The organism is Microbacterium sp. LjRoot205 (genome assembly GCF_056175745.1).
Genome location: NZ_JBGFFH010000001.1, coordinates 768,578 through 781,153 on the forward strand (window position 1 = coordinate 768,578; position 12,576 = coordinate 781,153).

A 12,576-nucleotide genomic window follows, 5' to 3' on the forward strand; every position below is an offset into this window, starting at 1 on the left:
ACCCGACCCGAGGAGTCCGAGATGACCCGTGTCAACGCCTACGCCGCACCCAGCGAAGCCGCACCGCTCGAGAAGACCGTCATCGAGCGCCGCGAACTCGGCCCGAACGACATCCTGATCGACATCGCATTCGCCGGAATCTGCCACTCCGACATCCACACCGTGCGCGGTGACTGGGGTCCGCAGAGCTACCCGCTCGCACCGGGCCACGAGATCGCCGGCACCGTCGCCGCCATCGGGGCCGACGTCACGAAGCACTCCGTGGGAGACCGCGTCGGGGTCGGATGTCTCGTGAACTCGTGCGGAGAGTGCCGCAACTGCCAGCGCGGTGACGAGCAGTTCTGCTCCAACGGCGCTGTCTTCACCTACGGCAGCGTCGATCGCGACGGGACCATCACGCAGGGCGGATACTCCGAGCAGGTCGTCGTGACCGAGTCGTTCGCCGTGCGCATCCCCGACGCCCTCGAGCTCGACGTCGCCGCACCCCTTCTCTGCGCGGGGATCACCACGTACTCCCCGCTGCGGCACTGGAACGTCGGCCCTGGCACGCGGGTGGCGGTCGTCGGGCTCGGCGGACTCGGCCACATGGGCGTGCAGATCGCCCACGCGCTCGGCGCCGAGGTGACCGTGCTCTCGCAGACCCTCAGCAAGAAGGACGACGGGCTTCGCCTCGGGGCAGACCACTACTACGCGACGAGCGATCCCGACACGTTCCGCTCGCTGCGCGGATCGTTCGACGTCATCCTCAACACCGTCAGTGCCGTCGTCGACCTCCGTGCCTACCTCGGTCTGCTGGATGTGGGTGGGTCGATGGTCTGCGTCGGAGCCCCCGCAGAACCGCTCTCGGTCAACGTCTCGTCATTGATCGGCGGACGGCGCTCGCTCGCCGGATCGAACATCGGCGGCATCGCTGAGACCCAGGAGATGCTCGACTTCTGCGCCGAGCACGGCATCGCCTCCGAGATCGAGGTCATCTCGGCCGCGCAGATCAACGAGGCTTACGAGCGCGTGCTCGCCTCTGATGTGCGCTACCGCTTCGTGATCGACGCCGCGACCTTCGCGGACTGACGGTCGGAGAGAAGCCCCGGGGTGTCACACCCCGGGGCTTCTCGCTGTCTCCGGGTGTTTTTCCGGGGCGTTCTCCCCGGGGTTTTCTTCTCTGCGGGTCTCCATCCCGCGGGTGCGTTCTCCGAGGGTGTTGTTCCCGGGTTCTCTTATACCGCGTTCTCGTTCTCGTTCTCTGTTCTCGTTCTCTGTTCTCGTTCTCTGTTCTCGTTCTCTGTTCTCGTCTCTGTTCTCGTCTCTGTTCTCGTTCTCTGTTCTCGTTCTCTGTTCTCGTCTCTGTTCTCGTTCTCTGTTCTCGTTCTCTGTTCTCGTCTCTGTTCTCGTCTCTGTTGTCCTTCTCTGTTGTCCTTCTCTGTTCTTCTTCTTCTTCTTCTTCCTCTTCTTCTCCGTCTTCTCTCTTCTCCGTCTTCTCTTCTCTCTCCTCCGTCTTCTCTTTTCCTTCTGTCGTCTCTGCTCCTCTGCTCTCCTCTCCACGTCGTCAGGGCGCTCTCACCCTCTTGAGGTCCGTCCTCGCCGGGTGTTCGCTTCCTGCCCGGCGCTCTCCTCGTCGTCGGAGTGCCCTCTTCCTCCGGGTGCTCTCCCTTCGAGTCGTCTCTCCGTCTCCATTTCCATGTGTCTCTCCGTCGCCGTTCTTTCTCGCTCTCGCGCCGCTCCCGTGGCTGTGGTGTGCGCGGCGTAGGTGCGCTGTATCGGGAGATCGGAATATGGCGTTGATCTGGGAAAAAAGCGGGCAGTTGCGGGTCTCGAATGTCGGTGGTCCCCGGTTGACTGGGGGTATGAACAGCACTGCGGAGCTTCTGGATCGGGTCGTCGCCGACCTCGACGCGGTGCTGTCCGACGACGGGCTGGCGGGGTTGTCGGATGCGGACCGGGTCGCGGTGTTGCAGGGTGCGGGGGCGGCGTTCCGGCGTGCCGAGGCGGTGATCGTGGAGACGATCGCGACGGGGGATCCGGGCGACTTTCCGCATTCGGCGGGCTGCCGGGGGCTGAATGAGCTGTTGCAGCGGACGGTCGGTGTGGATGTGCGGGGTGCGACCCGGGTCGACAGGGTCGTCGATCTGGTGCGGCGGCCGATGAGTCTGGCGGGGGAGAGGATGCCGGCACGGTGGGCGGAGATGCGGCTCGCCCTGCTGGACGGGGTGGTCGGGGTCGCGGGGTTTCTGGCGGCGACGGGTCCGATCGAGAAGGTGTGGGATCGGCTCACGGTCGATCAGCGGTTGGCGGCGGATGTCGCGTTGGCGGGGTGCGCCCGCGGTCACGGCCTCGACACGGCACCCGACGACGACTCGACCGGGGACGACCCGGACGTGGAGGAGCATGCGGCGGGTCCGTCTCCGACGGCGCAGGATCTGAAGGCTCTGGCGGAGGATCTCGCGTCGATGTTCGATCCGGATGGTGAGGAACCGAAAGACGAGGACGCGCGGCGTCGTCGGGGGATCACGATCGGCCGGGTGAAGGATGGGATGCATGCGATCCGCGGCTACCTGACCCCGGACGCCGCGGCTCAGTTGCAGCTCATCTTGGACGCGATCCTCAACCCGAAGGGCGACGGGCCGCCGATGCCGGGGGTGTTCTTCGCCCCGACCGGGGGCACCGATGCCGACACCGATTCTTGGGACACCGACTCTTCTCCTGCTGGTGCTGGTGCTGGTGCCGGTTCTTGCGTCGACGCTGACGCCGAGAGGGGGCGCGATCCGGAGGAGACCGATCCGTTCAACTCCGACCCGCGGTCTGTGCTCGATGACCGCACCGCGGCGCAGAAACGCCACGACGCCCTGACCGCAGCGCTCGGGATCGCGGCGCGGCACAAGGACATGCCCACCCTCGGCGGTGCATCACCGGTCGTCGTCGTCACCGTCGACGCCAACGACCTCGCCACCCACGCCACTCAGGCCACCGGTGCTGTGTTCGGAGGCGCTGCCACCGGTGCTGCCTTCGGAGGTGCCGCCTTCAGAGGCGCTACCTTCGGAGGTGCCGGTGCTGCGGCCGGGGCGCGCGGCAATGGTGGGTGGGCGACGATCCCCGGATCCGGTGCTCATGTTCCCGTCTCCGTCGCGGCGCAGGTCGCGTGCAGCGGAGCGATTCAGCGCGTGCTCATGGACGAGGGGCGGATCATCGGGATCACGACCACGGATCGGATCTTCACCGTGCGTCAACGGCGGGCGATCATCGCCCGCGATAAAGAGTGCCTGATCCCCGGATGCCACGTCCCCGCCTCATGGTGCGAGATCCACCACGTCACCGAGCACGCCAGGGGCGGCCCCACGCACACCGATAACGGTGTGCCGTTGTGCTGGTGGCACCACCGCTCCCTCGGCACCTCGGGGTGGGAGATCCGCATGAACGACGGCCTCCCGCAAGTGCGCGGACCGGCATGGTGGGATCCCGCCCAGCAGTGGCGCACCCCACGACTCAGCCTGCCGTCACCCGCTCGAGTGCGCCGCACCTCACTTCGCATCTGAGCGCGTTTCGCTCGATGAACTTCGAGTAGAAGCGGTAGAACACGAGCCCGGAACCCATCGGTTGACGCGCGCCGTCACGTGACACCCTCCCTCACGTGACACCCTCCCTCGCGTGACGCCCTCCCTCGCGTGACACTCATCATCACGTGGCTGTCACCACTGCGTGGCACCCAATACCGAGCACCGAGCACCGAACACCGAACACCGAACACCGAGCACCGAACACCGAGCACTGATCGCCGCACAGCGACCACTGGTTGTCGGCTCTCCACATTCGTATCTGACGTCACAAGGTGTCCTAGAGCCGAGCCCGGCGGGTTGGCTGGTGACTGTCACAGCGCATCCGGCACGATCCCCCCCACCGGTGTTCGGCACCATGAGAAAGGCAAGACCATGCCCACGGGCTCCCTCGAGGAACAGCTGAGGCCGCAGCTTCTCAGCGGTCTCGCCTACGAGCGACTGCTCGCCGAGATCGTGAGCGGCCGTCTTCCTCCCGGGCAGCGGCTGCGTCTCGACCTGCTCGCCCATGCCTGGGCTGTGTCGCGCACCCCGGTGCGCGAGGCTCTGCAGAGACTGGTCGACATGCGATTCGTGCAGGTGTCGCCGAGCGCAGGGACCCGCGTCGCAGAATGGTCGTCCGTCGACATGGTCGAGCGCGCTCACGTCGTCGGTCGCCTGATCGTCGAGAAGACGTGCAGCGGCCCGCCCGTGCCGATGCGCGAACAGGCTCCTCGGTTCGCCGAAGGCGCCTGTGAACTGCTCGGATACCTCGAACTCGCCGAACACCTCATCTCGCGGGAACTCGGCCGCCTCGGCACGAGGATCGTCCGCGATCACATCGACCCCCTCCGGCTGTTCGTGGACTCGCAGACCGCGAGTCGTCACGGCGTGGACCTCGACGCGGATCGCACTTCGCGCCGCGACCTCCTTTCGGGCGCCCTCGACGCCATCGAGCGACAGGAGCCCGTCGCGGCCCTTGAAGCACTCGACGCGTTCTCGGCATCCTTCATCGACGCGCTCGGATCCGGAACCGCGCGAACCGCCGCTCAGCCGCAACCCCAGACCCCGGACATCTTCTTCTGAGGGCATGCGAGCGCCGGCGCAGCGATCCGTCCCGGGTGTCCGTGGCGACGGCTAGCGTGGACACATGACGTCACTGATCGCCGGCCCCGACCGACGCGAGCGATGCGGCTGGGTTGGCGACGACCCGGAATACCGCCGGTATCACGACGAAGAGTGGGGCACGCCCCTGCATGGGGATCGGGCGCTGTTCGAGAAGATGGCGCTCGAGGGTTTCCAGGCGGGGCTCTCGTGGATCACCATCCTCCGCAAGCGCCCCCGATTCCGCGAGGTCTTCGCCGGATTCGTCCCTGAGCTGGTCGCCGAGTTCGATGAGTCCGACGTGGAGCGCCTCATGGCGGATGCGGGGATCATCCGCAATCGGGCGAAGATCGAGGCCACGATCGGCAACGCGCGTATCGTCCGCTCGATGGCAGAGGGCGAGCTCGATGAGCTGATGTGGTCGTTCGCGCCGGCGCCCGGCATCCGCCCCGCGTCCTTCGCAGATGTTCCGGCGGTGACGCCGGAGTCGACGGCGATGAGCAAAGAGCTGCGCCGTCGAGGCTTCAGGTTCGTCGGTCCGACCACCATGTACGCCCTGATGCAGTCGGCCGGCATGGTCGACGACCACGTGGTGGGATGCTGGCGCGCCTGACCAGCAGCATCGGCCCAGACCGCCTTCGAGATCATCCATGCCCTCGATATACTCGTTGATCGGGGGGATCGTCCAGCGCAGCGCGCAGGGCGAATGCAGAGCGCGGTCTCCCATCCGACCGTGAGGAGCATGGGTGGCCACGCGCATGGCATCGACACCGCCGACGCTGGCGGGGTACAGCTATGTGCGCCCGCTGGGCTCCGGTGGGTTCGCCGACGTCTTCCTGTATGAACAGGACATGCCGCGTCGCGTCGCCGCTGTGAAGGTGCTGCTGGCGGATGCGGTGAACCGCGAGGTGCTGCGCACCTTCAACGTCGAGGCCGACATCTCCGCGAGGCTCAGCGCACACCCCTCGATCGTGACGATCTATCAGGCGTCGATCTCTGCCGACGGCCGTCCGTACTTCGCCATGGAGTACTGCCCCGACACCATGAGCGCTCGCTACAAGAAGGCGCCATTGGCGCTCGCGGACGTGCTCGACACCGGGGTGCGTATCGCCGGTGCGCTCGAGACGGTGCACCGGGCGGGGCTCCTGCATCGCGACATCAAGCCGTCGAACGTGCTCATCAACTCCCTCGGGGCTCCCGTGCTCGCCGACTTCGGCATCGCCGCAGCCGTGATCGACGAGGGCGACGGAGAGACGATCGCGATGTCGGTGCCGTGGAGCTCGCCCGAAGTGCTGCAGGAGCGCGTCTCCGGGTCGGTGCCGAGCGAGATCTGGAGCCTCGGCGCCACCCTGTACACGCTGCTCGCCGGAAGGAGCCCGTTCGAGAGGGCGGACCGCGGCTCCAATTCACGCGATCAGCTCACCGATCGGATCATCAAGGCGCGTTACACGGCGGTGCCCGTCGACGGCATCCCCCCGATCATCGACGAGATCTTCGCGACCGCGATGCACCGTGATCCCGCCAAGAGGTTCGCGAGCATGGCCGACTTCGCCGAACGACTCCGCTGGGCGCAGTACGAGCTCGGACTGCACCCGACGGCGTTCGAGGCGGCATCCGCCGAGTGGGCCGCCGCGGCTCCCGTCAGCTTCTCGGACGCCACGGCCCGTGGCCCGGTGATCACGACGGTCGCACCCGACTCGCGACGTGCCGAGCGTGCCGCACGGCAGCAGGCGATGCCGCGCGATCGCGACGACCTGCCCGCAGCGCGTGCGAAGACCCGCTCCCCACTCGTCGCCGGTGTCATCGGCGCGCTGATCGGAGCCGCTGTGCTCGCCGCAGTCGGTCTCGGCGCCCTCCACCTCACCGGGGTTCTGTGATGGCGATCGGCGATCGCGCGCGTGCGGAGGCGAACCCCCGATCGCGGGGACGCCTGATCACGGCGATCTCCGGCATCGCCGCTCTGGCGGTGGTGCTCACCCTCGCCATCACCGCGCAGGGCTACCAGTCGCAGGAGGTGCCCCGGCTCGAGTCGTCGGTCTGGGTCATGCGCGACAGCGGTCAGTACGCACGCGTCAACACCGAGCTCGCCGAGATCGACACAGTGCGCAACGTCGACGACCCGGAGGCGGTCTGGCAGAACGGCTCCGCGGCCGTGGTCTATGCGCAGGGCAACAGGCAGCGGTGGGACGTCGACCCTGCGAGCCCCGCCGATCTGCTCTCCGACTCGTCGGAGGAGGGCACGCCGATCGCTTCCGAGCCGACGCCGGCGGGCACGCGGGAGATCCTCTCCGCCGGGGCCTACGTGGCCTATCGCACCGACACCGGTCAGGTGTCGGTGACCACGCTCGACGCCGGCGCGGCCACCGCTCTCGTCGACCCGTTCGCGGGCGTCGAGGTCGAAGAGGGCGAAGATCCTCCGACATACACGGCGGATGCGATCGGACTGTCGCCCGAAGGACTGCTGGTGCTCTATTCCTCGGACGAGGGCGCGATCCGGCGGTTCGACATCGACGAGCACAGCTTCCTCGGCGATCCCGAGTCCGTCTCCGCAGCTCCGGATGCCGCCGAGGGTCTGACCGTCACGGTCGTGGGAGACCGCTGGGCGATGCTCCAGACGGGCACCGGCGAGCTGTGGCTCCAGGGGCGCGACGAGCCGATCGAGCTCGATGTCGCCGAAGATGCGCGCCTGCAGGAGGGCGCCGACTCCGGCGAGGTCGTGGTGATCGCCGACTCCGACGGCCTCGTGTCGGTCGACCTCGCCTCGGGTGAGCCCGAGCGCGTCGCGGAGGCGTCGGGCGTCCCGGCCACTCCGGTCGTCGTGGCAGGCGAGACCTACGCGGCCTGGCTCGACACCGGTGCGGGAACCCTGTGGGCGGATGGCGAGACCGTTCCGCTGCGCGTTCCGGACGAGGCCCTCGACTCGTCGACGATCGAACCGGTGTTCCAGGAGAACGGCGATCGCGCGGTGCTGAGCGAGATCGGCACCGGACTCATCTGGACGGCCCCCGACGGCGTCCTCATCCCGCTCGAGCAGTGGGCGATCGAAGACGATACCGAGCAGCAGGAGGGCACGATCATCGTCGAGGACGTGGCCGAGCAGATGCCGCCCGTCGCCGTCGACGACGCGTTCGGCGTGCGCGCGGGTGAACAGGTGATCCTGCCGGTGCTGCTCAACGACCACGATCCGAACAAGAAGGACGTGCTGTCGATCGACCCCGACTCGGTGTCGGGCGGACTCGGCGATCCCGCGTTCGGCGACCTGACTCTCGTCGCCAACGGGCAGTCGCTCGTCGTCAATGTCACGGCGGGTTCGGGGCAGGCCAGCTTCACCTATGCGGTCACCGACGGTGCCGCCGTGTCGTCGCCGGCGACAGTGACGCTGACCGTCGTCGACGAGGACGCCAACTCCGCGCCCGTGTGGTGCGGGGTCGACGCGTGCCAGCAGGAGTGGCCGACACCGCAGCTCCTTCCCGGTGGCAGCACCGTCGTCTCTGCGCTGTCGGGCTGGGTCGACCCCGAGGGCGACCCGTTCGTGCTCAGCGATGCCTACGAGACCGACTCCTCGTCGCCCGTCATGGTCGTGCCCATGGCAGACGGACGGGTGGCCATCCGCCACACCGACCCCAACGCCGCCGATGCGGTGATCTCGGTCACCGTCGTCGTCGAGGATGTGCACGGTGCGACGGGCGAGAAGACCCTCGATGTCCAGGTCACCGGCAGCCCGGCCCTGGTCGCCTCGCCCGTGGCGCTGACCGCCCGTGTCGGAGAGCTGCAGTCGGTCCGCATCTCCGACCACCTGTCCGGAGGATCCGGCTCGTACCGTCTGGTCGACGCCGTGCAGACCGCCGCGTCCGCTCAGGGCCTCGAGGTCAACCCCAACGCGGCGTCGGGCACCGTCGAGATGACGGTGGCCGAACCCGGTCAGTACGTCGTGACCTACACCGCCCAGGACGTCTCGACCCAGGCGGAGCAGTCGGCGGTCATCCGCATCACGGCCGTCGACGGATCCGCAGGCCTCGCGATGGCACCTCTGACCGCGTTCGTGCGCGAAGGCGAGGACACGACCGTCGATGTGCTCCGTGCCGTGCAGAACACCAGTGGGCGAGTGCTCATGCTGGCAGATGCCGTGAGCTCGACGCCGCAGCTCGGCGTGCGTGTGGTCGGCAACGAGAGCATCCGCGTCAACGGCACCACGGAGGACGGCGAGCCCGGAGTGATCGGCAAGGCCACCGTGACGGTCGCCGACGGAACCGGAGCCGCGGTGCAGGGAACGGTCACGGTCTTCCTCACTCCGCCGTCGACCGTCACCCGGCCGATCGTGTTCCCCGATGCGATCACCGTCCGTGCCGGTTCACTCACGCGCATCAACGTCGCGGCGAACGACGTGGCCCCGCGCGGTGAACCCCTGGTCGTGCTCCCCGAGGTGACCGGCTCAGGTGAGTCCGGAGAGCTCGTCTTCGCCGATCGCAACGCGCTGCGATACCTCGCACCCACGACGCCGGGCACCTACCGCCTCACGTACTCGGTGTCGCTCGAGCGCAATCCTGCTCTCTCCGACAACGGCGTCGTGACGGTCACGGTCGTTCCTCCGGGCACGAACCGCGCGCCGACACCCTCGACACTGACGGGTCGGGTCCTCAGCGGTCAGACGGTGTCGCTGCCGGTGCCTGCGACCGGCATGGACAGCGACGGCGACCGCGTGGTCCTCGCGGGCATCGACCAGCCCCAGAAGGGCTATGGCACGGCGACGATCTCGGCCGACGGAGACGCGATCGTCTACCGGGCACCGGCGGCCGGCGTCGACGGCGGTCAGGTGACGTTCCGCTACACGGTGCGCGACCCTCAGGGCGAGCAGGGGACAGGCGTGGTCCGCGTCGGCGTGCTCGACGCCGACATCGACGACGCGGCTCCCGTGACCTTCAGCGACTACGTGCGGGTCGAGGCAGGATCGACCACTCCGATCGTGCTGGACCCGCGTCTCAACGACCTCGACCCGGCGCAGAGCGAGCTCGAGATCACCGAACTCGTGCCCAACGCGCCTCCGGTCAAGGGCAACCCGCTGTACGACCGCCTGAATGCGCTGATCGACTCGGACACCTCTCTCGAAGACGGCCGCGTCGTTCTCCGTGCGGGAGACACGGCAGGCACGAACTCCTACTTCTACACCGTCAAGTCCTCGCGCACGTCGAGCACGTCGCAGGGGCTCATCGTGGTCACCGTGACCGACGGCGCGGTCGCCGATCAGCCGAGCGTCGCCGACACCGTGCTCACCGCGCGCGACCGGGAAGACCTCCCGGAGCGGGGGATCGACGTCGTGACCGACCGTGTGAGCTGGCCGTCGGGCGATGCCTCCTCGCTCACGCTGAGTCTGTGGGGTGACCAGCCCGGATTCACGGTGCAGGGCGACCGCATCGTGGGCGCAGCGCCGGAAGACGGCGCGCTGGTGCCGTTCCAGCTCAAGGGCAAGGGGTCGGGAGGCAGAGACGTGGTCGCCTACGGGTTCCTGCGCATTCCCGCCTTCGACGACATGCAGGTGCAGCTGAAGCCCGGCACCACCCCCGTCGTGGTCGACGAGGACGCGTCTGTCTCGTTCGATGCGGCCGACTATGTCGACCTGATCGCCTCGGATGCCGTCGAGGTGGGCTCCGGCCAGTTCAGCGCCCAGCGCGCGGCGGCGTCGTGCTCAGCCGAGGGCTCGGGCGAGGTGACCTACCGAGCCGGCCGGGAAGCGCCCTGGTCCGACACCTGCCTCGTTCAGGTGCGGCTGCAGGGGCAGGAGCGCTGGTCGTTCATCGATGTGCCGATCAGCATCCGTCCTGCGGAGCCTCAGCTGCTGCTGTCGTCGATCTCGCACACGATCGCTCCCGGAACCACCGAGACGGTCGACATGTACTCGAACATGGCCGCCTGGGAGGGCGGCCGCGAGGGGGACGCCGGATCGCTCGAGTACCGGATCGTGTATTCGGGATCGGCCTTCATCGTCACGCGCACCGGTTCTCAACTGACCATCGAAGCGCGAGCGGACGCCAGACCGGGCAACACCGAGAACGTGAGCGTCACCGTGCCGCAGTACGGTGAGCCGTCGGCATCCGTCCGCCTGGTCGTCGGCGCGGCGCCGCCCGATGCGCCGCGGGGCGCGACCTTCACGACGCAGTGCATCGTCACGAACCCGAGCTGCACGATCGATGTCGTCGACGTCGCGGGGGAGTACGACCCGTTCGCGGGCAAGCCCGGATCCGGGCTCCGACTGATGTCGCTCGGCGGGGGCTCGCGGTGCGATGTCGCATCGGTCTCGACCTCGGGAAGCACGTCGATCACTGCGACCTGGCCCGGCGGAGGGCAGGCGCCCGGGGGCCAGTGCATCATCCCGTTCATCGTGTCGGATGCGCAGGGACGCACCGGCACCGGAACCCTCACCCTCGACCTGCAGGGCTTCCCGCAAGCGCCCGCCAGCGTGACGACCGTCGGATTCACCCGCTCGACCGTGGTGCTCGACGTGCCGCTCGGCGAAGCGGGGCGCGCGCACCCCGGCGTCACCGGTGTGACGATCCTGCAGGACGGCTCCCCGGCGAACGCGTCATGCAGCCCGGCGGGAGGCGTCTACCGCTGTACGGTGAACGGGCTCGTCAACGGAGCGCCGCATGTCTTCACCGCAGCGGCCGTCAACGCGGTCGGAACCTCAGCGGCCACGTCACCGCACACCAGCTGGGCGTATGCCGCCCCTGAGGTGTCGAACGCGACCGCCACGCCCGTCTACCGCCCCGACGGCACCGAACGCGGACGCGGCATCGTCGAACTCGCGATCGCCGCGTCGGACGACTCGCTGTCCTTCCGCATCGAGGAGACCGGCCAGGTCATCAACCGCACCGGCGCGACGACCTCGGCCGAGATCGCGCTGTCTCCCGGCCCGCAGAACATCACGATCGTGCCGATCAGCCAGTTCCAGCCGCCGACGGGCGACGGCGGCAATGAGGGCGGCGCCTTCCGCACGTCGGTCACGGCCGCGGGAACCGTCTACTTCGACCCCGCGGGCACGCAGGCGAAAGCGACCTCCAACACGTCGATCGATGTCTCCGGCGTCGCTGCGCAGCCCAACGGCAGCGCCCTCGGAATCGACGTCGTCTACCTTGCGTGGCGCTCGGGCGATGCGAGCTGCAGCGCCGACGGAAACGGGCGGCTGCGGATCTCGGGCGCGGAGGCGCAGTCGTCCTCTCCCGCGTTGACCGGACTCGCCGAATACTCCACTTATAACGTCAAGGCCTGTGCCTCGAACGGGTTCGGCGTGTCCGAGTCGAACACCACGCAGGTCTTCACCTTCACTTTCGTCGAGGGTCCGAAGGGCAAGACCAACTACACGGTCGCGACCCAGCCCTCGGTCGAGGGCAACCGCTATTCCTATGGCCTGGAGTCGCCGCCCGAGATCGGTGCGCGAGACGGCTTCATCGCGCGGTACAACCTGTACGGATCGTGGTTCGAGAACTTCGAGCTGAGCCCCGATGCTTCGCCGCTGCCGGTCGTCGCGCGCTCCTGCCACTCGGTGCTGACCACCTACTGCTCCGATCCGATCGAGATCACCGCGAGGACCGTGCCTACGGTGGTGGTCGTGCAGTTCCAGGAGTGCGTACCGGCGAACCCTGGTGACCTGTTCGTCGTCAGCCGCGCTGCGCGCGGTTCGTACTCGACCATCCTCACCCCGAACATCGTCGACGGGACCTCCGTGATCGACGCGAGGATCACCTGGACGGGGGCCTACGCTCCGCTCAAGTCGATCACGCACCGCGCGCCGCTGTGCACGCAGCCGGATCCGGTCGACCCGCCTGCCCCCGTCCCGTCAGGCCCTGCCGAACCGGCCGACCCCGAGGGATGAGCGCGCTCAGATGACGACTCCCTACACCCCACCGCCCTGCACCGCGCAGGTGCCCGAGACGAATACGGTTGCCCTATGCCT

7 protein-coding genes are annotated in these 12,576 nt (G+C 68.2%); 6 read left to right on the forward strand and 1 reads right to left on the reverse strand.

Translation table 11 applies throughout. From position 1 onward, the window contains the following. Positions 1 to 21: 21 nt before the first annotated feature. Positions 22 to 1,068, forward strand: a complete 1,047-nt coding sequence (locus AC04ME_RS03810; RefSeq protein WP_042537918.1) for an NAD(P)-dependent alcohol dehydrogenase — start codon at positions 22 to 24, stop codon at positions 1,066 to 1,068. Between the two features lie 24 nt (positions 1,069 to 1,092). On the opposite strand, the gene AC04ME_RS03815 is transcribed toward AC04ME_RS03810, so the two are convergent. Next, a complete protein-coding gene (locus tag AC04ME_RS03815) occupies positions 1,093 to 1,539 on the reverse strand; it encodes a hypothetical protein (RefSeq protein WP_475433649.1) in 447 nt (148 codons plus the stop codon). A gap of 302 nt (positions 1,540 to 1,841) precedes the next feature. Here AC04ME_RS03815 and AC04ME_RS03820 point away from each other — a divergent pair, with 302 nt between their 5' ends. The 5 genes from AC04ME_RS03820 (at position 1,842) to AC04ME_RS03840 (ending at position 12,495) form a co-directional block, all read left to right on the forward strand. Beyond that, positions 1,842 to 3,527: an HNH endonuclease signature motif containing protein gene (locus AC04ME_RS03820; RefSeq protein ID WP_475433650.1), complete on the forward strand. Its 1,686-nt coding sequence runs from the start codon at positions 1,842 to 1,844 to the stop codon at positions 3,525 to 3,527. Between the two features lie 393 nt (positions 3,528 to 3,920). Continuing rightward, on the forward strand, positions 3,921 to 4,610 hold the full coding sequence (locus AC04ME_RS03825; protein WP_052493029.1) for a GntR family transcriptional regulator: 690 nt from the start codon (positions 3,921 to 3,923) through the stop codon (positions 4,608 to 4,610). 64 nt (positions 4,611 to 4,674) lie between these two features. After that, positions 4,675 to 5,241, forward strand: coding sequence for a DNA-3-methyladenine glycosylase I (locus AC04ME_RS03830; RefSeq protein ID WP_042542223.1), 567 nt, complete (start codon positions 4,675 to 4,677; stop codon positions 5,239 to 5,241). 133 nt (positions 5,242 to 5,374) lie between these two features. Beyond that, positions 5,375 to 6,505, forward strand: a complete 1,131-nt coding sequence (locus AC04ME_RS03835) for a serine/threonine-protein kinase (protein ID WP_228385641.1) — start codon at positions 5,375 to 5,377, stop codon at positions 6,503 to 6,505. Beyond that, positions 6,505 to 12,495 carry an Ig-like domain-containing protein gene (locus AC04ME_RS03840; RefSeq protein WP_475433651.1) on the forward strand — a complete coding sequence of 1,997 codons (5,991 nt, stop codon included), beginning with the start codon at positions 6,505 to 6,507 and terminating at the stop codon, positions 12,493 to 12,495. Before AC04ME_RS03835 ends, AC04ME_RS03840 begins: the two co-directional genes overlap by 1 nt. Positions 12,496 to 12,576 lie beyond the last annotated feature (81 nt).